The organism is Streptomyces sp. NPDC002779 (genome assembly GCF_042888685.1).
Lineage (GTDB): Bacteria > Actinomycetota > Actinomycetes > Streptomycetales > Streptomycetaceae > Streptomyces.
The window spans coordinates 281,474-303,362 of record NZ_JBIAQC010000004.1; the positions used below are offsets into that span (position 1 = coordinate 281,474).

Below are 21,889 nucleotides of genomic sequence, written 5' to 3' on the forward strand. Positions count from 1 at the left end.
CGCGCGAGGCAACCGGAGCAATCGCCCGTCCGCCGAAGCGGTGGTGAGGGTGACTCATACTCCCGGCCCACCCCGGTGGCGGGCCGGTTCGGCAACACCTAGTAATGGAATCCGTACAGCCGCGTGTCGCTTCGGGGGCGCAGCAGCGGCAGCGCACCCTTCCCTGGAGCCGAGGATGACTACCCCCTCTTCATCGCCCAGCCCGTACGAGTCCGACATAACGCCCACCGAGCCCGAACCTCACGGCGACGACCCGGTCGGCAGCCTGGTGCACGCCGCCGTGGCCGACCGTCCCGTGGAGGAGGTCGCCCAGCTCATCACCCTGCTGGAACGCTCGCCCGAGCACGCCCGGGCCACGGTCGAAGCCCTGCGCGCGGTCGGTGTGGACCGGTCCGTGGAGGACGTGACCCGGCTGGTCGACCTGCTGACCAGGCCGCCGCGCGCCGCGGACGGGGCCGACGAGACGATCCGTGCCGCCGCCGAACAGCGGTCGCTGGACGACGTGTCCCGGCTGGTGGCGCTGCTGCACCGCACCGACCTGGAGCCGCACTGCGGCCAGGAGGCGGTCCGTGCGGCGGCGACCGGACGCCCGGTCGAGGAGATCGTCGAGCTGATCCGGCGGCTGTCCGAGGAGTGCGACAGCCCGCCGACCATCGACCAGCCCGTGCTCGACGCGTCCGTGCCCGAGGGGCCGGCCGCGGAGGCCGTAGCCCCCAGACGGGTGACGCCCCCACGCCCGGCCGGACCGGCGAACGAGGCCCCCGCCTGGCCCGGCCGGATCGCCGTCGGCGCCCTCGTGGTCTGTGCGGCCGCCTACTTCCCGCTGTACCGCGACGGCGCCTCCCTGCCCGTCTACGGACTCGCCCTCGGCATGTCGGTGGCGTGTCTGGCGGTGGCCCTGCTGCTGACCCTGCGGATCACCGTGCCGGTCCTGGCCTGCGGTGTCCTGGTGCCGGCGGTGCTGGCGGCGGCGCAGCTCCTCGCAGGGCAGCTGCCCCCGGGGGGCCTGTCCCGGGCGCTGGAGCTCACCCTCGCCCCGGTCTGGGCGGCCGGATTGGCCGCCGTCTTCGCGTCCCTGGCGTCCCTGGTGGCCCTGCTGGTGCATCTGGCGGTGCCGCCACCGGCGCGGAGGCAGGCGCCGGCACCGGAACGGGGCGCGGTCACGTCCGCGGCGGAATGAGCGTCAGCCGGCGTCGCTCCCGCGCGTCGGCGGCCGCTCCTCCTCCCGCGCGGGGTCCGTACCCGGCCGCAACGCCAGGGCGGTCTCCTTGAGCCGCCCGAACGTGCGGGTCAGCTGCTGGAGCGGCGAGTCGGGCCCCGGCCGCTGCTCGGGCAGGGCGCCGACCACCTCGCGGTAGGCGGCCAGCGCCTCATGGGCCTGCTCGGCGGCCTCCCGGTACAGGTCGCGGGAGTTCGTCATCGCCTCCAGTGCGTCCGCGTACATCGCGACCAGGGCACGCTGGCGGGCCAGCTCCTCCTCGACGGTGAACAGCCGCCACTGTTCGCGCAGCGCGGTGACGGCCTCCTCGGCGCCGTCCGGGAGGGGCCGCGGCAGCGCCGCGAACCGGGTGACGGCGGCGAGGAGCTCGGCCGGTTCGGAGCCGTCGAGGAACACGGTGCGCACGGAGAACCGGTCCGTGTCGTACTCCGCGGGGACGGGGGAGCCGGGCAGCACCACGGCGCCGCCCCTCGGCACCTGCGCACCGCAGTCCCGCAGCGCCCAGTTCACCACCCGCAGCTGGTGCGGGGCGGCGCGATGCTCCACCACCCGGTGCCGCAGCCCCGGCGGCAGCATGCCCGCGAGCGGGACGAGGCCGCGCTCGTCGGGGGTCATCGCCTCGTGCACGACGACATGGACGGCCCAGCCGTCACGGGCGGCGTCCTTGAGCAGGCGCCGGACCGCCTTGTCGTCCTGGGGGAGGGGGTTGAGGGCACGCAGGCGACCGCCGGTGACCGGGTCCCGGTCCCAGTCCGCGTCCTGCGGCCAGAACATGGCGGCGGGCGACGGCCAGTGCAGACCCCAGGGGCGCTCGGCCTCCGCCACCAGCAACCACGCGTGGCCGTCGCGGAGGGTCAGCCGGGCCCGTACGGTCACCGTGTCCTCGACCCGCCAGCGGGCCTCGAAGACCTGCTCGCCCTCGATGCGGGCCTCGGCGGGTTCATGGAAGTCGTCGATGCCGCCGCCGTCCTTGTGCCGTTCCAGACACGCGCGGACCACCTCCCCGGCGGCGGATCCGGCGTGGTGGCCGTGGGCCAGCCACACCGTGAGCGGAGTCGGGGGGCGCACGTTCGGCGAGCTCAGCATGAGTCCTGGGGGCGACGGGGGCAGGTGTCCGTCCAGTATCGATGCCGCAGGCAGTCATCTGTCACCGGGGGTGCGCACACGGGGTGTGCGCGGACCGCTCCGGACGGGTGGCCTTCACCCGTGGCCGGATCCGGCCCGGGTGGTGAAAATGGCCGGTGCGCAGGGCCCGCCCACCATCCGCATCGGGGCGGGCCCTGCGCGCGGCGGATCAGCCGTGGTACTTGATGTACCCGTTGCCGTCGGGGTCGGAGCCGCGCCCGTGGGCTTGTACAGGTCAATCGTGTCCTTGTCGTTGTTGCAGATGAAGCTGCAGTTGCCGCGGTAGACCACGTTGTCGGCGTCGCTGCCGTGACCGCCGCGCAGCTTCACTCGTCCTTGACGACATAACCCATGAGGTTGACCTTTTTGCTGTACGAGCAGTTCGTGATCTCCAGGTACTCGGCCTTGGAGTGGTCGCTGCCCGGGGCGTCGTACGGGACGCCCCGGATCTTCAGCGTCGAGGTGTACTCGGTGGCCGGGGCCGGCCCGGCGGCGAGGGCGCCCTCGGCGGCGGCCGTCGCGATGAGCAGGCGTATGCCCGCAGGCGAAGGCGGAATTACTCGGCCCGGGGAGTCAGCAGGGCGTGCAGCAGGCCCGGGAAGGCGTCCTCGAACTCCTCGCGGCGCAGCGCGTTCATCCGGGACGTGCCCACGTAGTACTGCCGGATCAGGCCCGCCTCGCGCAGCACGTGGAAGTGGTGGGTGGCGGTGGATTTGCTGACCGGCAAGTCGAAGGTGCCGCAGGCGAGTTCCTGGCCGCTGGTGTACAACTCGGCGACGATCCGCCGCCGTACGGGATCCACCAGCGCCTCCAGCACCTGCTGAAGGCTGACCGCCCGGATGTCCGGATGCGCGGGAATCCGCTCGCGCCCGCCTCGCCGTGTCACCGTCATCGCCTCTCGACCTCCGCCGCACATCGTAGGTCACAGAAGTTCGGTGTGCATCGAAGTTTGACAAGCATCGTACTTTCGGTTTGGGTGAGGCGGACGGTGAACCACCGGGCCGGATGGGGGTTGGCGATGGTCAAGGCGGTACGGTTCCACGAGCTCGGCGGGCCCGAGGTGCTGCGCGTGGAGGATGTGGGCGTGGCGGACCCCGGGCCCGGGGAGCTGCTGGTGCGGGTGGAGGCGATCGGCCTGAACCGTGCCGAGGCGCTGTTCCGCGGCGGCCACTACATCGAGCCGGTCGAACGGTTCCCGGCCGGTCTCGGCGCGGAGGCGGCCGGCGTGGTCGAGGCGGTCGGCCCGGGGGTCACCGGGTTCCCGGTCGGTGCCCCGGTGAGCGTGGTGCCCGCCTTCTCGATGAACGACTACAGCGTCTACGCCGAGCGCGCGGTCGTCCCCGCCGACGCGGTCCTGCCCCGCCCGCCCGGGCTCGGCGCGACCGAGGCCGCCGCGGTGTGGATGCCCTTCCTGACGGCGTACGGCGCACTGGTCGAGGTGGGCGGGGCGCGCGCCGGGGACACGGTCGTCCTGACCGCCGCCTCCAGCAGCGTGGGCCTGGCGGCGATCCAGATCGCGCGCCGGGTGGGCGCGGTGCCCGTCGCGACGACCCGCACCCGGGCCAAGCGGGAGGCACTGCTGAAGGCGGGCGCGGCCGAGGTGATCGTCACCGGGGAGGAGAGCGTCGTCGACCGGGTGCGCGCCGTCACCGGCGGCCGGGGCGCCGAGTTCGTCCTCGACGCCGTGGCGGGCCCCGGCATCACGGACCTCGCCAGGGTGGTGGCCCCCGGCGGAACCCTCTTCGTCTACGGCGCACTGAGCGGCGAGGCGACCCCGTACCCGGGGATCGAACTCGGCCTGCCCGCACTGAACATGCGCGCCTACACCGTCCTGGAGACCACCCGGGACCCGCTCCGGCTGCGCCGCGCCGAGGCGTTCGTGGCCTCCGGCCTGAGCGCCGGCGCGTTCACTCCGGCCGTGGACCGGGTCTTCCCGCTGGAGGAGATCGTCCAGGCGCACCGCTATCTGGAGGCGGGCAACCAGGTCGGCAAGATCGTCGTCACCGTCGACCGCTGAGCCGCCGCCGGGGCGTCAGTAACGCTGGGCCTTGGCGATCTTCGCTGTCAGGCGGGGCTCGGGGGGCTTGCGGCTGATGGCCAGGGGCTGGGCCCGCTCGCCGGGTCCGAGGTCCTCCGCACCGACGTAACGGGTCTCCACGACCTTGCCGTCAGAGTCGCTGAAGTCGACCTGGACGGCGTAGGAGGCCGTCTCGTCCGTGCTGTTGGTGATGTTGACGACGACGGCGAGCAGCCCGCCGGTCTGGGCCCGGGGCTTTCCGGTCAGCGAGACGTCCGCGGTCGCGTTGCCCCGGCCCTCGACGTCCTCCAACTGCTCCCTGGCCGCGGCGTTGGCGCGCTCGACCTCGGCGGAGACGGAGGCCTCGAACTCGGAGGCGCGGGCCGAGGCGGAGGACGCCGCGGCGGAGACGGACGCCTTGACGGACTCGGCGAGCGAGGCCACTGCGGAGGGCGGGGTGCCCGAGAAACGGGAGGTGTCCGGCGCCGTGGGCGTGGCGCTGGCCGCGGAACCGCTGTCGTCGTCGTCCGAGCCGCACGCCACGAGCGCGACGGCGCTCACTGCGGCGACGAGGACTCCGGCCAGTGCCCTGGTGGCGGGCCGCCTCGTCGTTCGAAGGGGACCTGTGCCCATGCCGGTGATCCTTCCCGTCGGACTCTCGCGCCCCCCGGCACATCGTGCACGACGCGTAGTCGGGCAGCCACTCGGCAGTGGCGCCCGGGAAGGACCAGGCTCTTTCGTCGTCGCGGCGCGAAGGGCGCGGGGCACTCAGGTGCCCCGCGCCCTTGCGGCGGTGAGGATCAGGCGCCGCTCTCGCGGAGCATGTCCTCCCGCTCGACGATCTTCACGCGCTCGCGGCCCTGCGGCTCGCCCAGCGCCTTCTCGGCGGCGTCCAGCTTGTACCAGCCCTCCCAGGTGGTGAAGCGGATCTCGCGCTCGGCGAGGAACGCCTCCACCGCCTCCGGGGCGGGCGCGTCCGGGGTCTGGAGCCGGCCGTGGGCGAAGTCGTCCAGCAGATTCGCGACCGTCTCGTTGGCGTCGCCCTTGGTGTGGCCGATCAGACCGACCGGGCCGCGCCGGATCCAGCCGGTGACGTACGTCGACGTCAGGTGCTCGCCGGTCTCCTGCATGACCCGGCCGCCCTCGTCCGGGACGGTGCCCGAGCCGATGTCCCAGGGCAGCTTGGGGAGCTTGTCGGAGAGGTAGCCGACGGCACGGTAGACCGCGCTGACGTCCCAGTCCTTGAACTCGCCGGTGCCCTTGACGTTCCCGGTGCCGTCCAGCTCCGTGCGCTCGGTGCGCAGGCCCACGACCTTGCCGTCCTCGCCGAGGATCTCCACCGGCGACTCGAAGAAGTGCAGGTACAGCTTGTGCGGGCGGTCGCCGACATCGCGGATCGCCCAGTTCTCCAGCGTCTTGGCGACCATGTCGACCTGCTTGTTGGAGCGGCGCTGCTCGATGGAGCCCGCGTCGTAGTCGATGTCCTCGGGGTTGACGATGACCTCGATGTTCGGGGAGTGGTCGAGCTCGCGCAGCTCCATCGGGGAGAACTTCGCCTGCGCCGGGCCCCGGCGGCCGAACACATGGATCTCCACGGCCTTGTTGGCCTTCAGGCCGTCGTAGACGTTGGCCGGGATCTCGGTCGGCAGCAGCTCGTCCGCGGTCTTGGCGAGGATCCGGGAGATGTCGAGCGCCACGTTGCCCACGCCCAGCACGGCCACCTTCTCGGCCTCCAGCGGCCAGGTGCGGGGCACATCCGGGTGGCCGTCGTACCAGGACGCGAAGTCCGCGGCGCCGTAGGAGCCGTCGAGTTCGACGCCGGGTATCTTCAGCTCGCGGTCGGCCATCGCGCCGGTGGAGAAGACCACGGCGTCGTAGAAGGCGCGCAGGTCGTCGAGGTGCACGTCGCTGCCGTAGGTCACATTGCCGAAGAGGCGGACCTGCGGCTTGTCGAGCACCTGGTGCAGGGCCGTGATGATGCCCTTGATGCGCGGGTGGTCCGGCGCGACGCCGTAGCGGATCAGGCCGAACGGGGCAGGCATGCGCTCGAAGATGTCGATGGAGACACCGGGCTCGGCGGCCACATCGGACTTGAGCAGCGCGTCGGCGGCGTAGATCCCGGCGGGGCCGGCTCCGACAATGGCTACCCGCAGGGGGCGGGGCATGATCAGGTTCCCTTCGAGCGATGACAAGCAACTCGACGGGAAGCCTAAGCTAAGGCAACCCTAAGTCGGTACGGGGGTCCGGTCTATGGGCTCATAAGCCCGCCTTATGGGTTCTCAAAGTCGCACGGGGGAGGGGTGACCTACGGCAGCGGCTGCTCCGCCCAGATCACCTTGCCCGCCGGGGTGTAGCGGGTGCCCCAGCGCTCGGAGAGCTGCGCGACGAGGAACAGACCGCGCCCGCCCTCGTCCGTCATGGCCGCGTACCGCAGATGCGGGGAGGTGTTGCTGCTGTCGTAGACCTCGCAGATCAGCGTCCGGTCGCGCAGCACCCGCACCCGGATGGGGTCGCCGCCGTAGCGGATCGCGTTGGTGACCAGCTCGCTCAGGATCAGCTCCGTGGTGAACGCCAGGTCGTCCAGGTCCCAGTGGGCCAACTGGCGGCTGACCGAGGAGCGCACCTTGGAGACGGCCGCCGGGTCGGACGGCACCTGCCACTCGGCGATCCGGTCGGCGGGCAGCGCCCGGGTCCGGGCGACCAGCAGGGCGATGTCGTCACCGGGCCGGTCCGGGAGCCGGGCGTCCAGCACGGTCCGGCAGGTCTCCTCGGGGGAGTCCCCCGCCCGCGACAGGGCCGCCCGCAGCAGTTCGAGGCCCTCGTCGATGTCCCGGTCCCGGTCCTCGACCAGCCCGTCCGTGTACAGCACCAGCCGGCTGCCCTCCGCCAGCTCCAGCTCGGCCGTCTCGAAGGGCAGTCCGCCCAGCCCCAGCGGGGGACCGGCGGGCACGTCGGGGAAGTCGACCGTGCCGTCCGGCCGGATCACCGCGGGCGGCGGATGGCCCGCCCGGGCGACCGTGCAGCGCCGCGAGACCGGGTCGTAGACGGCGTACAGACAGGTCGCGCCGGTCACCGGCGCGGTGCCGCCCTCCGCCTCCTCGTCCTGGTCGATCCGGGCGACCAACTCGTCCAGCAGCGCGAGCAGTTCGTCCGGCGGCAGGTCCAGCGCGGAGAAGTTGTGCACGGCGGTCCGCAGCCGCCCCATGGTGGCCGCCGCGTGCAGCCCGTGCCCGACGACGTCCCCCACGACCAGGGCGACCCGGGCGCCGGACAGCGGCAGGACGTCGAACCAGTCGCCACCGACCCCGGCCTGGGCGGGCAGATAGCGGTAGGCGATCTCCAGCGAGTTCTGCTGGGGCAGGGTGCGCGGCAACAGACTGCGCTGCAGGGTCACCGCCATGCTGTGCTCGCGGGTGTAGCGGCGGGCGTTGTCGATGGAGACCGCGGCCCGCGCGACCAGCTCCTCGGCGAGCTCCAGCTCCTCCGCGTCGAAGGGCTCCGGCTTCAGCGACCGCCAGAAGCTCACCACCCCCAGCACCAGCGATCCGGCGCGCAACGGCACCGCGATCAGCGAGTGGATGCCGTACTCCACGACCTGCGCCGAGCGCTCCAGGTCCTGTGCCTGCCAGCCGGGCGCCTCGGCGAGCACCGGCTCCAGCACCGGCCGTCCGTCGCGCAGACAGCGGCCCTGCGGCGACGACTCCACGAACGCGATCCGCTCGCCCACCGGGTACAGCGGCGCGTCCTTGCGGATCCCGCTGAGGGCCGTGCGCCGCAACGGGCTCACCGTCTCCGGCTGGCCGCCGCCGAGCACCGCGCCGGACAGGTCCACGGTGACGAAGTCCGCGAACCGCGGCACGGCCAGCTCGGCCAGCTCCTCGGCGGTGCGGGTGACGTCCAGGCTGGTGCCGATGCCCACCCCCGCGTCGTAGAGCATGCTCAGCCGCTCCCGGGCGGCCTCGGCACGCCCGGACAGGGCCCGCAGCTCGGTGGAGTCGCGCAGGGTGGCCACGCTGCCGTGCGGCCGGCCGCGCAGATGGGTCGGGCGCTGGTTCACGGCCAGCAGCCGGTCCTTGACCCGGAGCACCTCGTCCGTGGCCAGCCGGCCGGAGTCCAGCAGGTCCGCGGTGTCGGGAGCGAGCCCGAGGTCGGCCACCTGGCGGCCCTCGGCGTCGGGCGGCAGCTCCAGCAGGCGGTGCGCCTCGTCGTTGGCGAGCAGCAGCCGGCCCTCGTCGCCGACGATGATCACGCCCTCGCGGACGGAGTGCAGCACCGCGTCGTGATGTTCGTACATGCGGGTCATCTCGTGCGGGCCCAGGCCGTGTGTCTGGCGCAGCAGACGTCGGCTGACCAGTGCCGTACCGCCGGTGGCCAGGGCGAGCGCCGCCGCGGCCGCGCTCAGGACGAGCGGGAGCTGCCGGTCGGCGGTGCCGCCGACGGTCGCGGTCGTGATCCCGGCCGACACCAGGCCCACCACCGCGCCGTCGTCGTCCTCGATCGGTACGACGGCCTGCACGAGGGGGCCGATGGTGCCGGTGATCTCCTCGGTCACCACCTCGCCCCGGAGCGCGGGTTCGATGGTGCCGACGAACTTCTTGCCGATGCGGTCCGGCTTGGGGTGGCTGTAGCGGATGCCGTCGGTGTTCATCACGACGATGAAGTCCACCTCGGTCGCCTCCCGGGCCGCTTCCGCGCGGGGCTGGAACACCGACGAGGGGTCCGGATCGTCCAGGGCCTCACGGGTGCCGGGCGCGTTGGCGAAGGACTCGGCGACCGCGACCGACCGGTTGCGGGCCTCGCGCGTGCTGTCGTACCGGACCTGCAGCACCAGCGCCACCACCGCGGCGACGACCAGCAGCACCACGATGACGACCTGGAAGAGGAACACCTGGCCCGCCACACTGCGCGCGCTCAGCGGTGACCGCGGCCGGCTGCCGTGCGCGGTCCCGGGTCCTCCGGCGTCCCGCGCGCCGTCCGCGCGCACTGTGCGGGCGCGGCCGGGCGCACTGCGAGGGCGCGGACCGCTGCGGCGACCGAGGGACCTGGCACCGGATCGACCCGAGAGTCGGACCATGAGCCATGTCTACACTGCGCGACCTCCGGAGGCGAGAGGCGCCACCCGGTGACCGGCGGTCCCCGCTGCCCTCACGCGTCCCGCCGGGCCGTGAAGCGCCGGGTGGCGAGCAGCAGGGCGATGTCGTCGGGCCGGTCGGCGGTGTGCCGGGCCGTCGCGGTCAGCCGGTCGGCGAGCTTGGACAAGGACTGTCCGCCGGGCCCCCCGGCCAGCGCGCCGTTCTTGGCCAGGGCCACCCGGAGCGCGCCGATGCCGTCGTCGATGTCCCCGCCCGGCCGCTCCACCAGTCCATCGGTGTACAGGGCCAGTACGGCGCCGGGGTCCATCACCAGCCGTGTCACCGGATACCGGGCCTGCGGGTCCACGCCGAGCACGACTCCGCCGGGCAGGTCGAGGGCGTACGTACGGCCGTCCGGGCGCCGCAGCAGCGGCGGCAGATGCCCCGCCCGGGCCGCCAGGGCCACTCCGGTGGCGGGGTCGAGCCGGATGTAGCAGCAGCTCGCGAACTGCCCGGAGTCGATGTCGATGAGCAGCCGGTTGGTGCCGCTCAGCACCTCGTCCGGCGGCCGGTCGCCGAGCGCGAACGCCCGGACGGCCGTGCGCAGCTGGCCCATGGTGGCCGCCGCCTGCACCCCGTGTCCCTGCACGTCGCCGATGACCAGCGCCAGACCGTCCCCCGCGGCGACGACGTCGTACCAGTCGCCGCCGACCTCCATGCCCTGCGTCGCCGGCAGATACCGCCCGGTGGTCTCCACCAGCGGGTGAGCCGACAGCCGCCGGGGGAGCAGGGCCTGCTGCAGGCCGCGGGCGAGGGCCGCTTCGCTCTCGTAGCGCTGCGCCTTCTCCATCGCGTGCGCGATCAGTCCGGCCAGCGCGGTGAGCGCGGCCCGCTCCTCGGTGCTGAAACTGCGGGGCCGGTCGAAACCGAGGATGCAGGAGCCGACCGGCCGCCCGGAGGCGATCAGCGGCAGGAAGGCGCGGGCGCCCTCCGCGGCGTCCAGGGGGATGCCGGGGTAGGCGTCGGTGAGCTGCTGCATGGAGTCGAAGAACAGCGGGCGGCCGCTGGTCAGCGTCTCCACGCCGGGCACCCGGGCGTCCAGGCCGATCCCCTCGAAGCGGGCGAGGAAACCCTGCGGGAAGCCGCTTTCCCAGGCCAGATACAGATGCCGTTCCTGCAGCAGGTAGATCGCCAGCCGGCGCCCGCCGAACGCGGGCAGCAGCTCCCGCATGACCACCTCGGAGACCTGGCGGGCGGTGACCGCCTCGGTCAGCGCGATGGCCAGGACGATCGGCCGGTACAGCGGAGCCATCGACGGGTCGGCCGCGGGCTCGGCGTGCTCGCGGGAATCATCGGGCGGCGGCCCCGACGGTGCCTCGGTCACCCGGTGGGCCGGACGGACCGTGCAGGTCAGCAGGTCCCGCCCCGGATTGAGGGTCAGGGCCAGCCAGTCACCGTCGTACGCCTCGCCGGGCCGGGCCCCGGGCCGGGCGACGTGGCAGTGCAGCGGTTCCGGCGACAGCAGCGCCCCGCGCAGATGGTCCTCGCAGGCGGGCTGGGCCAGCCACGGCACGGCGTCCCACAGCAGCCGGCCGAGCAACTGCGGGCGGGGGAGTTCCAGCAGCTCGGCGGCGCGCGGATTGGCGTAGACGACGGTCCCCAGCCGGTCCAGCGCGAACACGCCCTCGGGCAGCAGATCGGCCGCCGCGTCGGCCGCGGCACCGGGTCCGGGATCGATGACGACGCCGTGCACGGCCCCCGGACCGGAGGCGTCCCTGACCCCGCCGCAGGACTCCCAGAGCTCGACGAGCCGCAGGGACCCGTGCGCGCCGCGTACGTACAGCGGCAGTGGTGGCGGGCGGCCCGCCGCCGTGTCCCGCAGCGCGGCCAGCAGCGCCGGCGCGTCCTCGGGGGCCGCGGCCGAGGCGAAGGCCCGCTCGCTCTTCCCGCACTCCTCGGCGGCCGCGCCCAGCACGCCGCGCAGCCGGTCGTCCAGGGTCATGGCACCGGTCGTGGGATCCCAGGTGAAGGATCCGGCCCGGCGGGAGGCGTGCGGGGCGGGCGGGCGTACGCACCGGGGCTCGCCGTCCCACCACAGCGCGCTGTCCTCCACACCGCCCAGCTGCCAGGCCAGCTCCTCGGCCAGCTGCGCCAGGCGTTCGCGTTCGGGCAGCAGCTCGGTGGCGTCGGCCGCGGACGGACGCAGGACCGTCAGGACCCCGTAGGCCGCCGTATCCGTGGCGACCGGCACGTACAGCGAGCCGAACTGGAACGGCAGCCCGGCCGCGAACTGGGGATAGCGGCGCATCGTGTCCACGGCGTTGGCGAGCACCACCTCCACGCCCAGCCGGTGCGCGTCGGCAACCGGGAACGGGCTGTCGACGTGCAGCCGCCACCAGGGCCTGAAGAGCCGGCCGGGCAGTCCCGCGAGGACCGACATGCGCAGCAGTCCGGGCGTGCGGGAGCGCAGATAGACCCCGGCCGCGTGGCCGTCGGCCGCCCTGATCGCCTCGATCGAGGCGTCGATCAGCAACGACGTCGGCCGCCCGGGCGTCCGCTGTCCGTCCTCGGCGCTCCCAGTCATCGGCCCCTACCTGTCCGTGCGCCGTCCCACGGGGCGACACAGCAAGAATGCGCCACGAAGTACGCCCGGCGCACCCGGGCGGTACGAAGATCGTCGCGGAATTGCCCCGACTGCCGCGAAATGCGCGGGAAGAGAGGGCGCGCGGGGCCGGTGCAGAGGATCACGGTGAGCTGGAGGACGTCGCTGACGGTGTCCAGGCGGCCGGCGTCCACCCGGCCGGTGCGGTGGCCCTCGGGGCGGGCGTGAAGCGGCGGACGCGGATGCCGACGACCTCCGTACGGCGCGGGGCTCGCCCGTGTGGTCCTGGCCCGTCGCCTGGCAGGCTGTCCGCGGAGCGTGGGCTCGGCGTTGCTCGCCATGCACGCTGTCCGGGGGAGGTGGACTCCGTCTGCGCCCAACCGATCTGCTGCCAAGGAGAGTTACCCGTGCGCACCTCCCTCGTCCTGCTCTCGGCCCGACTGCTCGACCCCGTCACCGGCCGGTACCTGCCGCACACCGCGCTCGCCGCCACCGGCGGACACATCACCGCTCTCGGCGACGACTCCGGGATCCGCGCGCTCGCGGACGCCTCCACCACGGTGATCGACCTGAAGGGCGCGGTCGTCACCCCCGGCCTGGTAGACGGTCACATCCACCCCGTCTCCGGCGCCGAACGCACCCACGGCTTGGACCTGTCCGGCTGCACGGACGTGCCGCAGGTGCGCGAAGCCCTGGCCCGCGCGGTACGCGAACTCGCCCCCGGCGCCTGGCTGCACGGCTGGGGCCTGGACCCCAACGTCTTCGCCGGGCACCCGGTCGAGACCGCCCCCTTCGACGCCGTACTCGACGGCGTGCCGGCCCTGTTGCTCCTCTTCGACGCGCACTCCACGCTGGCCAGCCGACGCGCGCTGGAACTCGCCGGCGTCGACGGGCCGCGCACCTTCGACCAGGCCACCGCCGAGGTGGTGTGCGACGCAGGCGGCCGCCCCACCGGACTGCTGCTGGAGGACGCCGCCTGCGAACTGGTCGAGCGCGTCGCCCCGCGGCCCAGCCGGCAGGAGCGCCGCGACCGGCTGGCCGCCGCGCTGCGCGCCATGTCGGCCGCGGGCCTGACCGGCGGCCATGTGATGGACGCGGGCGGCGACAGCCTCGCCTTCTACGGCGAACTCGACGCGGCCGGGGAACTGCCGCTGCGGCTGCGCGTCGCCCCGTGGTGCCGGCCGGGCACCGACGCCGACGGAGTGCGCGCCCTGATCGCGGGGCAGGGCCAGGGCGGCCGGCTGTGGCGGACCGCGGGCGTGAAGATCTTCATGGACGGCACGATCGACAACGGCACCGCCTGGCTGGAACAGCCCGACTGCCACGGCGAGTCCCGGCAGGCCTTCTGGCCGGACCCCGAGGAGTACACGCGCGTGGTCGGTCAACTCCACCGTGCGGGGGTGCCGGTGGCGACCCACGCCATCGGGGACGCGGCCGTACGGCATGTGCTTGACGCTGTGGAGAAGGCGCGGGGCGGGGGCGGGCCCACGGGCCCGGTCGCGGCCGGGGCCCCGGTGCGGCACCGCGTCGAGCACATCGAGACCGTGCCCGACGACACCCTGCGCCGGTTCGCCGAACTGGGCGTCGTCGCCTCCATGCAGCCCACCCACTGCTGCGACTTCACTCGCGCCGACCACACCGACAACTGGTCCCTCCGCCTGGGCGAGGAGCGCGCCGCACGCGCCTGGCGGTGCCGCGACCTGTACGACTCCGGAGCCGTGGTCGTCCTCGGCTCCGACTGGCCCATCGCGCCCTACCCGCCGCTCGGCGTCATGGCGGGCGCCCGCCACCGCCGCCCGACCCGCGACCTGACCCGGCCGCCGCACGGCCCGGACCAGGTACTCACCGCCCTGCAAGCACTCCAGGGCATGACCGTCAACGCCGCCTGGGCGGCAGGCGAGGAGCACCACGCCGGGCGCATCCAGGTCGGCCACCGCGCCGACCTGACCGTCCTCCCCGACGACCCGCTGACCACGAAGGCGACCGAACTCCCGGAACTTCCGGTCCTGTTGACCGTGGTCGACGGGAAGTCGACCCACCGGGACCCGAGCGTGTGACGGCCGCCGGCGACGCGGCTGTCGTTATCGCAGCGCCTGCGCGATCCGGTCGAAGACCGGGCCGAGCCGCCAGTAGGCGCTGTGCGACACCGGGAAGGGCTGGCGGCTGCGCACCTCGTGGTCGGTGACCCGGCTGTCGCCCGCGAAGACGGGCTCGGCGAGGTAGGCGAGCAGATCCTTGCGGTCGTAGATGTTGAGCCAGTGCGGGAAACCGGCGGGCAGCGCGGCCCCGGGCCCGAGACCGGCGAGGGCGCCCAGCTCGTGCAGGAAGGGGGCCTGCGAGCCGACGGTGACCAGGAGCCGTACGGGCAGCGGGGATTGGCGTACGGCGGCCAGGGCAAGGGTGTCCACCAGGGCGATGCCGCCGAGGCTGTGGCCGATCACGACCGGTGGCTCGGGGCTGCGGCCGATCACCTTCTCCAGATGGGTGCGCAGAGGCTCGCCGCGCGACTGGTAGCGCAGGATGTCGCCGATCTCGGAGGCCTTCCCATGGGTGAGGTCCCCGCGCCAGCGGTCGCGCGCGGCTTGGGTGGTCATGCGCTGCGCCAGCTTGAACAGCACGCCGAGGGTGGCGGTCACGACACTCCGGCCCGTGCCGCCGAGCCGGTCGCTGAGCAGGTCCACGAGCCGGTCCCGTTCGTCGCCGGTGCACAGCGTGGTGTCGCGGGCCTCGGCGAGCAGGACGGCGACGACGGCACGGCTGGTGAGGAGGGCGAGTTCGGCGGCGACCGCGTCGTCCTCGGCGGCGAGGCACGCGTCCTGGAACTCCTCGGAGTCCGACACGGTGTCCAGGGCGTACCGGTAGCCGTCGGCCAGCCCGGTCTCCCGGAGCAGTACGGCCAGTTCGCCGCCCGGATCGAGGTCGCGGGGCAGTCCCCGCAGCAGGTCGCCCACCCCCTCCCCGGCGGACCGCACCCCGGGCAGGCCGAACCCGCCGTCCTCGGCGCCGGTGCGGATCTCGGCGAGCACCCGGAGTTCGCAGAAGGGGTCGGTGAGGAGCAGCAGCCACTCGGCTGTCTCCGGGTCGTCGTCGATGTCCGCCGGAGTGAGGGGTTCGGTCCCAGGCACGGAGGCGCCGCCGGCACTGAGCGCGGCGCCGAACTCGTCCCCCCAGTAGCAGGGTTCGACCTCCGCCCCGGGGAACCTCTCCAGCAACCCCGTACTCACCTGCCGGAACAGCTCGTCGAACCGCTCCCACCGGACACCGGTGCCGTGCACAAAGACGAACCGCATGCGTCCCCCGCCCCCAACGTGGCTGTGCGGTAGGAGAATAGTCCTCGCCGGCGGATCGTCGCAGCAGGACGGCTGGCGCCGACGGGTGACGCGGGCAGGTCGGTCAGGCCGTCGTCCTCATGGCGGCCAGCGGCACCTCGCACGCCGCGGAGTAGCCCTGTGACGTGATGCCGTGGGCCGTGTTGTTCCTGGTCGACATGTTGGCGAAGGCGATGATCGCGGTGAGTTCGACCATCGCCGCCGGGCCGAGCCGGTCCAGCAGGCCCGCGTACAGCTCGTCGGTGACCGTGGGCGGGGTGTTCGTCATGGCCTCGGCGTACTCCAGCACGTCCCGCTCCAGCGGCGTGAACACCTGCGACTCCCGCCACCGCGGCACCTGGCTCGCCTTGTCGAGGTCCAGGTTCCGGTGCAGTGCCTGGAAGTAGTTGATGTCGAGGCACCAGCTGCATCCGACCTGCGCCGCGACCGCCATGTGCGCGAACGTCTTGAGACTCTCGTCGGCGATGTCCCACGCGTTCGCCCTGGCCCCGAGCTCCGCGGCGTCCTCGGCGACCTTGGGCTGGTGCGCCGACACCTCCCACGGCTCGGGCACGGCCCCGAACTGCTCGACCAGACTCGCGCGAACTTCGGCGGGAAGGTCGGCCTTGGCAATGCGCAGCGTCATCATGTTCTCCTTGTACGTCTGCTTGCGTGACGTCATGGAGACACCGCCGGGCCTGGATTTGTGACATCGGCGGTTCGCCGGCGCTCACCGAGCGGCGTTCAAATTGTCTTGCTGGAAAGGCAGTTCGGATAGGGCAGCCGGGATCAGCGAGTGGTTTGGTACGGGTCTCGATGTGCGGACGACGGTGTCCGGGCGGGACATCATGACGGCGTGTGAGGCCCTTCGGCCTCGCTGCCCCGGCGCTCGGCCATGAAGCGCTGCGTGGCGGCCGGGATGCCCCGGTCGGCGGTCGTCACGACATACCAGGACGGCACGGTCTTCCAGGCCGGTACGCCACTGGTTCCGCTCAAGGCGCCTAACACGGCACGGCCGTTGGACTGTCGCCATGACCCGGGTCTGCGAGCGGGCAGGTCCTGGGCGAAGACGTCGTGGAACTTGGCGGGGTCGATGTAGCCGTCCAGGCCGGGCCCCGCGCCGGGAATCGGGTGGGGACGCCCGACGAGGATGACGGGCCCGGGGATCGTGTCGATCACGCTGCGGACGTACGCCGAGTCCCCGGCCAGGTCCCGCAACGGGTTGGCCGGGGCGATCACCGGGAAGTCGGCCGAGGCCAGACCTTGGCGAAGCGTTCTTGATCCGGGCTGCCGATGCCGCGAAGCGACTCCGGAAGGGAGCTTGGCACGGGCGTCCACGGCCGTCTTTGCCGTGCGTGCCAGGCCCTGGTCCGTGGGTGCACGGCCTCCGCGATGTCAGCCGATGCGGTGCACCAGTTGGTCGGTCAGCTCGTACCGCGCCCCCACGACGGCGAGTTCACCGGCCGACACCTTGGCCGCGAGGTCCGGTTCCGCGGTGAGACGGTCGCGGACCAGTCGTATGTTGGCGTCGATCGTCGCGTCGGTGCGGGCGTCGCCCTCCTTGGTGTGGTCGATGGCCGGGGCGATCTGGTCGGCCAGGTACTGGATGTGCGCGGGCAGCTTCCCGCCGCTCTTCTCGGCCTCGACCGCAGCGCGTACGGCACCGCAGGACTGGTGCCCGAGCACCAGCACCAGCGGGATGCCGAGTTCGAGCACGCCGTACGCGACGCTGCCGAGCACGGCCTCGTCCAGGACCTCACCGCCGCTGCGGACGGTGAGCAGGTCCCCGGGGCCCTGGTCGAAGACGAGTTCCGGGGGGACGCGGGAGTCGATGCAGCCGAGCACCACCGCGAACGGGTGCTGCCCGGAGACCAGTTCCTGACGGATCGTGCGCGTCTCGTGCGGGTGCCTCTGCCGGAAGGCGCGCCAACGCGCGTTGCCCGCGGCGAGTTCACGCAGGGCCTCCTCGGGGGTGGCCGGCCGGGGCCGGTTCGGTGCGGCGGTCGCGGGGGTCGCGGTGCCGACGGCGAGGCCGGCGCCGAGGGCTGCGGCTCCGGTGAGTGCGCCGCGCAGCAGGGAGCGGCGGGCAGAATTGGGCTCGGCGGAGCGCGGGGCACCCGCAGGGGAATCTGAGTTCACGGACAGAACGTACGTCCGGAAGTGTGAACTGCTGCCTGACCTACGGAATCGTGGACGGGACGTGAACCGTCCATGGGGAAGTGTTGATGGGCTCTTGGGGAGAGTCATGAGGTGACTCTTGGGGCGAGCCTCTTGTCGAGGCGACAGGTGCTGGAAGGTCAGCTCAGGAGAGCGGCGGCGGCGATGGCGCGTGCGCAGTCCAGGGACTCGGTGCGGGTGGTGTCCACCTCCAGGTCGTAGACCACGCCCTCGTGCACCACGTCCGCCTGCGCCCCGGCCATCCCCGGCGTGCGATCCCCGCGTGCGATCTCCCGGCCCGCCGCGACGGCGGCATCGCAGCGGACGCCGACCCACAGCACCTTCACGCCGACCAGCGCCTTCCGCCACCGCTCCTGGGACGCCGCCCCGCCGAGGAAGACGTCGTCGACGATGATCCGGGCACCGGCGCGGGCCATCGCCGCGATGCCCTCCATCCAGGCCGCCTCGAGCGCCCTGAAGTCGGCCCCGACACTCACTCCGCCGTCCGCGGCGAACGTGATGCCCTCGTCCGAGGCCCGCATCCTCGCGGGCAGGGCGTCGACGAACCCGTCGACCCCGAACGCCAGCCACGGATCGGGCAGTACGGCCTGCAGGCAGCGCACGATCCCGGACTTCCCCGAGCTGGAGCCACCGTTGAGAATGATCAGCTGCGTCGTCACCGTGCCAGACTAGGGCGGCCGGCGCCTCACCACCCTGGGCCATGCGGGTAGCGACAGGCGGCGGTGCGGGAATGATCACGGCTCCAGGATTGGTTGACCCGTCACGCATGCCCGTCCGCCGACCAAGAAGGTGCACTCCGTGGCAACGACGCCGGCCCCTCCACGTGCCGCCCCACCCCGCCTGATCGCCACGGACCTCGACGGCACGCTGCTGCGCGGTGACGGCACGCTGTCCCCGCGCACCAAGGCCGCCTTGGCCGCGGTCGAACAGGCCGGAATCCGCGTCGTGCTGGTGACGGGACGTCCGTCACGATCGGTCCATGTGCTGCTGGAGACCGTCGGACCGCACTACGTCATCGCCGCCAACGGCGCCGCCGTACACGCTCCCGACGGATCCCTGGACCACCTCTCGCCGATCCCGCCCCGCGCGGCGGCACAGCTCGTGGCCCGCGTGCGCGCCGCGGTCCCCGGCGTCTCCTTCTCCGTCGAGTACGACCATGACTTCGGCCACGAGCCGGACTATCCGAGCTGGTCGTACGGCGAGGGCGCCGTCGAACTCGTCGGTACGGCGGAGGCCCTGGTGACCCGCACCCCGGCCAGAGCCCTGCTGAAGATCCTCGCCCACCACCCGACACTCCCGCTCGACGACTTCTACGCGCGGGCACTGCACGCCGCCGGCACCAGTGCCGAGACCACCCACTCCACCGGCCTGTCGCTCGTGGAGTTCAGCGCATCCGGCGTCACCAAGGCGAGCACCCTGATCGAGTGGAGCGGCCGGCTCGGCATCGCGAGCGACGAGATCGCGGCGTTCGGCGACATGCCCAACGACCTGCCCATGCTCAGCGCCGTGGGCCGCTCCTACGCGGTGGCCAACGCCCATCCGGAAGTCCTGGCCACCGCACGTCACCGCACCTCCTCCAACGACGAGGACGGCGTCGCCCGGATACTCGAAGGGTTCATCGACGCGCTCGTCCCGTGAAAGGGAACCCATGAACGCGGATGACCCCAAGAACGCAGATGACCCCACCGCCACCCACGACCCCGACCGCTTCCCCGCCGGCCGCCCCTTGCTCATTCGCGGCGCCACCGTCGTGACCATGGACACCGGTCAGGGAATCCTGCCGGGCACCGACGTTCTGACAACAGGCAACAAAATCAAGGCAGTCGGCGCGAACCTGTCCGCACCGCACGGCACCGCGGTCATCGAGGCGCACGGCGCGCTGCTGATCCCGGGCTTCGTCGACACCCACCGCCACATGTGGCAGTCGGCCCTGCGCGGACTCGGCGTCGACTGGACCCTGACGAACTACATGGACGCGCTGGGGCAGTTACTGCCACACTTCCGGCCCGAGGACGTCTACGCAGGCAACCACCTCGGCATGGTCGAGGCGGTGGCGGACGGTGTCACCACCGTCGTGGACTGGTCCCACGGCTGTTCCACCCCCGCCCATGCCGACGCCGCGGTGGACGCGCTGATGTCCGTGCCCGGCCGGGCACGATGGGCGTACGGCCGTATCGGCCCCGATCTCGCCTGGGTCACCGACGGGGAGGCGGACCGGATCCGGGCGGCGCGGTTCCCCGGCGACGACCAACTGGTCACCATGCAGCTGGCGTTGGACCTGCCACCGGACGCGTCCGCCGCGGACGCGGCCCTGGCTCACGCGGCGAAGCAGGCGCTCCCCGTGACCACCCATGCGGGCGTCTTCGGCATCGTCGGCGACGCGGCCGTCACCCATCTCGCCCGCCAAGGCGCCCTGAGCCCCAGCACGACACTGGTCCACGCCGCCTCCCTGAGCGACGACTCCTACCGCCGAATCGCCGACAGCGGCGCCCACTTGTCCCTGTCGGCGGAGAGCGAGCTGAACGCGGGCCAGGGCTATCCGCCCACCGGGGCCGCCCGTCGCTTCGGTATTCCGCTCTCCCTGTCCATGGACACCGTGGTGTGGTGGAGCGGTGACATGTTCTCCGCGATGAGGTCGACGCTCAGCGCCGAACGCGGCCTGGTTCTCCTCCAGGCACACGCGCGCGGGGAGCAGGTGAGCAGCCATGACCTGCGCGCCGCCGACGTCCTGCGCTACGCGACCCTCGGCGGCGCCGAGGCCCTCGGCCTGGCCGACCGGATCGGCTCCATCACCCCCGGCAAGTGCGCCGACCTCGTCCTGCTCCGCGCGGACACCCCGTCGATGACGCCGCTGAACAACCCGGTGGGACACCTGGTTTTCCAGGCCGGACGGGGAGACATCGACACGGTCGTCGTCAACGGCCGTGTGCTCAAGCACCGCGGGAAGCTGATCGGCGTCGACCTCGCCCACGCCCGCCGACAGGCCGAGGCCTCGCGCGACCACCTGCGGGACGCGGTAGGGGAAGCGGCATGGCACCACCTCGTCCATCCACCCGGCGCTAAAGGCTGACCGCCACCCGCAGCGGCGCCCGGAACGACAGCAGCCCCAGCATCGGGCCGTCCGCCACCGGGCGCGCCCCCGGCAGGCGGCGGGCCGCCGCGGCAAGGGCCACCGCCGCCTCCGTACGCGCCAGAGAAGCGCCCGGGCAGCGGTGGCGGCCGACGCCGAAGGCCAGGTGGCGGCGGATGTTCCCCCGGTGCGGGCACATCCGCTCCGGACCGTCGAAGACCTCCGGGTCCGATCCGCTGCCCAGGAGCATCAGGAGCAGCTGCGCCCCCTCCGGCAGGTCCACTCCGCCCAGCTCGACCGGACGCGCGGTGACCCTGCGCCAGGTGGTCACCGGCGGCTCCCGCCGCAGCACCTCCTCCACCCAACCTTGCGCCAGGCCCTCCTCGGACGCGACGCGGGCCCACATCCCGGGCTCGGTGAGCGCATGGCGCAGCACGGTGGCGATGAGCTGGCCCGTGGTGGACTGCCCGGCGATGAAGACGAAGAAGCACGCGGCGACGGCGGTCGGCACGTCGAGCCGTTCACCGTCGGGCAGGCGATGGTCGGTCAGTGCCCGGACGAAGGAGCCGGGCCGGGCTGCCCCGCCCGCCACCGTCTCGGTCAGCCAGCGGTGGAACTCGCCGACCAGCTCGGCCAGTTCGAGCTGACGCTCCGGAGTGGGGCGGCCCCAGAACAGCTCCAGGGCGGCGTCGCTCCAGCGGATCAGCGTCGCCGTGGGGACGCCCTCGATGCCGAGCAGCTCCATCAGCACCCGGCACGGCAGCACTTGGGCGAAGGACGTGAACAGATCGCAGCTGCCCGAGGAGCCCGAGGAGGGGGAGGGCAGGGCGTCGAGCAGGTCGTCGGCGATGCGCTCGATCACCGGCACGGCGGCGGCCACGCGCTGCGCGTTGAAGAACCGGGTGACCACCCGGCGCAGTCCCGGATGGCTGGCGGTGCCGTTGTTCGCCAGGGCGGGCGGGAGGTTGAAGCCCGCCCGGGCGAGCACCCGGAGCACGCCGAACGGCAGGGGGGTGACGGCGTGCTGGGCGTTGTCCGGCAGGAAGTCGTCCGGGGTGAGCAGGACATGGCGTACGTCCCGGTAGCGGCTGACCAGCCACAGCCCGGTACCGGCGTCGAAGTGCACCGGCGCCTCGGCCCGCAACGACTGCAGCCACGGGTACGGGTCGCGGGTGAAGTCGTCGCCGAACAGGTCCAGCGCATCGAGTACGGGGGCGGATGCGCCCGGAGCCGGGGAAGTCACGGCCGGGACGCTAACACGCGCCCGCCTGCCCGCCGCGCCGGTGTGCGCGGCATCA

The 21,889-nt window shown here is 73.0% G+C and carries 17 protein-coding genes and 1 pseudogene; 5 read left to right on the plus strand and 13 right to left on the minus strand.

Features of this window, described 5'->3' with window-relative positions:
- Positions 1-175 precede the first annotated feature (175 nt).
- Positions 176-1,180, plus strand: a complete 1,005-nt coding sequence (locus tag ACFYW5_RS14045) for a hypothetical protein (protein WP_389417213.1) — start codon at positions 176-178, stop codon at positions 1,178-1,180.
- A 3-nt stretch (positions 1,181-1,183) separates the two neighbouring features.
- Here ACFYW5_RS14045 and ACFYW5_RS14050 read toward each other — a convergent pair whose 3' ends face one another.
- The 3 genes and pseudogenes from ACFYW5_RS14050 to ACFYW5_RS14060 form a co-directional block, all read right to left on the minus strand.
- The gene (locus tag ACFYW5_RS14050; RefSeq protein ID WP_389417214.1) at positions 1,184-2,305 is read right to left on the minus strand and encodes a hypothetical protein; all 1,122 of its coding nucleotides are present in this window, start codon (positions 2,303-2,305) and stop codon (positions 1,184-1,186) included.
- Between the two features lie 208 nt (positions 2,306-2,513).
- Positions 2,514-2,880, minus strand: a pseudogene (locus tag ACFYW5_RS14055) (lamin tail domain-containing protein).
- Between the two features lie 20 nt (positions 2,881-2,900).
- Entirely contained in the window at positions 2,901-3,236 is a 336-nt protein-coding gene (locus ACFYW5_RS14060; RefSeq protein ID WP_389417215.1) for an ArsR/SmtB family transcription factor, read from the minus strand.
- Positions 3,237-3,362: 126 nt separating this feature from the next.
- Between ACFYW5_RS14060 and ACFYW5_RS14065 the strand changes: the two genes are divergently transcribed.
- Entirely contained in the window at positions 3,363-4,361 is a 999-nt protein-coding gene (locus tag ACFYW5_RS14065; RefSeq protein ID WP_389417471.1) for a zinc-dependent alcohol dehydrogenase family protein, read from the plus strand.
- 15 nt (positions 4,362-4,376) lie between these two features.
- Here the strand turns inward: ACFYW5_RS14065 and ACFYW5_RS14070 are convergent, their stop codons facing one another.
- From ACFYW5_RS14070 to ACFYW5_RS14085, 4 genes are all read right to left on the minus strand, one after another.
- Positions 4,377-4,994 (minus strand): hypothetical protein, encoded by a 618-nt coding sequence (locus ACFYW5_RS14070; protein ID WP_389417216.1) that lies wholly within the window; start codon positions 4,992-4,994, stop codon positions 4,377-4,379.
- 167 nt (positions 4,995-5,161) lie between these two features.
- Positions 5,162-6,526, minus strand: a complete 1,365-nt coding sequence (locus tag ACFYW5_RS14075; RefSeq protein ID WP_389417217.1) for an FAD-dependent oxidoreductase — start codon at positions 6,524-6,526, stop codon at positions 5,162-5,164.
- Between the two features lie 140 nt (positions 6,527-6,666).
- A complete protein-coding gene (locus ACFYW5_RS14080) occupies positions 6,667-9,435 on the minus strand; it encodes a SpoIIE family protein phosphatase (RefSeq protein WP_389417218.1) in 2,769 nt (922 codons plus the stop codon).
- 71 nt (positions 9,436-9,506) lie between these two features.
- Entirely contained in the window at positions 9,507-12,017 is a 2,511-nt protein-coding gene (locus ACFYW5_RS14085) for a SpoIIE family protein phosphatase (RefSeq protein ID WP_389417219.1), read from the minus strand.
- Between the two features lie 425 nt (positions 12,018-12,442).
- Here ACFYW5_RS14085 and ACFYW5_RS14090 point away from each other — a divergent pair, with 425 nt between their 5' ends.
- Positions 12,443-14,092, plus strand: a complete 1,650-nt coding sequence (locus tag ACFYW5_RS14090; protein ID WP_389417220.1) for an amidohydrolase — start codon at positions 12,443-12,445, stop codon at positions 14,090-14,092.
- A gap of 24 nt (positions 14,093-14,116) precedes the next feature.
- Here ACFYW5_RS14090 and ACFYW5_RS14095 read toward each other — a convergent pair whose 3' ends face one another.
- From ACFYW5_RS14095 to cpt, 5 genes are all read right to left on the minus strand, one after another.
- Positions 14,117-15,325 carry a hypothetical protein gene (locus tag ACFYW5_RS14095; protein WP_389417221.1) on the minus strand — a complete coding sequence of 403 codons (1,209 nt, stop codon included), beginning with the start codon at positions 15,323-15,325 and terminating at the stop codon, positions 14,117-14,119.
- A gap of 103 nt (positions 15,326-15,428) precedes the next feature.
- Complete coding sequence (locus ACFYW5_RS14100; RefSeq protein ID WP_389417472.1) at positions 15,429-15,989, minus strand: carboxymuconolactone decarboxylase family protein; 561 nt, start codon at positions 15,987-15,989, stop codon at positions 15,429-15,431.
- A gap of 200 nt (positions 15,990-16,189) precedes the next feature.
- Positions 16,190-16,582 (minus strand): hypothetical protein, encoded by a 393-nt coding sequence (locus tag ACFYW5_RS14105; protein ID WP_389417222.1) that lies wholly within the window; start codon positions 16,580-16,582, stop codon positions 16,190-16,192.
- Between the two features lie 156 nt (positions 16,583-16,738).
- Entirely contained in the window at positions 16,739-17,482 is a 744-nt protein-coding gene (locus ACFYW5_RS14110) for a carbonic anhydrase (RefSeq protein ID WP_389417223.1), read from the minus strand.
- A gap of 158 nt (positions 17,483-17,640) precedes the next feature.
- Positions 17,641-18,180 carry a chloramphenicol phosphotransferase CPT gene (cpt, locus tag ACFYW5_RS14115; protein ID WP_389417224.1) on the minus strand — a complete coding sequence of 180 codons (540 nt, stop codon included), beginning with the start codon at positions 18,178-18,180 and terminating at the stop codon, positions 17,641-17,643.
- Positions 18,181-18,319: 139 nt separating this feature from the next.
- Here cpt and ACFYW5_RS14120 point away from each other — a divergent pair, with 139 nt between their 5' ends.
- Both ACFYW5_RS14120 and ACFYW5_RS14125 read left to right on the plus strand, forming a co-directional pair.
- The gene (locus ACFYW5_RS14120; protein WP_389417225.1) at positions 18,320-19,159 is read left to right on the plus strand and encodes an HAD family hydrolase; all 840 of its coding nucleotides are present in this window, start codon (positions 18,320-18,322) and stop codon (positions 19,157-19,159) included.
- Positions 19,160-19,169: 10 nt separating this feature from the next.
- Positions 19,170-20,591, plus strand: coding sequence for an amidohydrolase family protein (locus ACFYW5_RS14125; protein WP_389417226.1), 1,422 nt, complete (start codon positions 19,170-19,172; stop codon positions 20,589-20,591).
- Here the strand turns inward: ACFYW5_RS14125 and ACFYW5_RS14130 are convergent.
- Positions 20,581-21,834 (minus strand): cytochrome P450, encoded by a 1,254-nt coding sequence (locus tag ACFYW5_RS14130; protein WP_389417227.1) that lies wholly within the window; start codon positions 21,832-21,834, stop codon positions 20,581-20,583. The two genes, ACFYW5_RS14125 and ACFYW5_RS14130, sit on opposite strands and share 11 nt — an antisense overlap.
- Between the last annotated feature and the right edge of the window lie 55 nt (positions 21,835-21,889).

Bases quoted from the DNA above. Each gene is read 5' to 3' on its own strand.
- ACFYW5_RS14045 (WP_389417213.1), top strand. From the start codon at position 176: ATGACTACCCCCTCTTCATCGCCCAGCCCGTACGAGTCCGACATAACG.
- ACFYW5_RS14050 (WP_389417214.1), bottom strand. From the start codon at position 2,305: ATGCTGAGCTCGCCGAACGTGCGCCCCCCGACTCCGCTCACGGTGTGG.
- ACFYW5_RS14060 (WP_389417215.1), bottom strand. From the start codon at position 3,236: ATGACGGTGACACGGCGAGGCGGGCGCGAGCGGATTCCCGCGCATCCG.
- ACFYW5_RS14065 (WP_389417471.1), top strand. From the start codon at position 3,363: ATGGTCAAGGCGGTACGGTTCCACGAGCTCGGCGGGCCCGAGGTGCTG.
- ACFYW5_RS14070 (WP_389417216.1), bottom strand. From the start codon at position 4,994: ATGGGCACAGGTCCCCTTCGAACGACGAGGCGGCCCGCCACCAGGGCA.
- ACFYW5_RS14075 (WP_389417217.1), bottom strand. From the start codon at position 6,526: ATGCCCCGCCCCCTGCGGGTAGCCATTGTCGGAGCCGGCCCCGCCGGG.
- ACFYW5_RS14080 (WP_389417218.1), bottom strand. From the start codon at position 9,435: ATGGTCCGACTCTCGGGTCGATCCGGTGCCAGGTCCCTCGGTCGCCGC.
- ACFYW5_RS14085 (WP_389417219.1), bottom strand. From the start codon at position 12,017: ATGACTGGGAGCGCCGAGGACGGACAGCGGACGCCCGGGCGGCCGACG.
- ACFYW5_RS14095 (WP_389417221.1), bottom strand. From the start codon at position 15,325: ATGCGGTTCGTCTTTGTGCACGGCACCGGTGTCCGGTGGGAGCGGTTC.
- ACFYW5_RS14100 (WP_389417472.1), bottom strand. From the start codon at position 15,989: ATGACGCTGCGCATTGCCAAGGCCGACCTTCCCGCCGAAGTTCGCGCG.
- ACFYW5_RS14125 (WP_389417226.1), top strand. From the start codon at position 19,170: ATGAACGCGGATGACCCCAAGAACGCAGATGACCCCACCGCCACCCAC.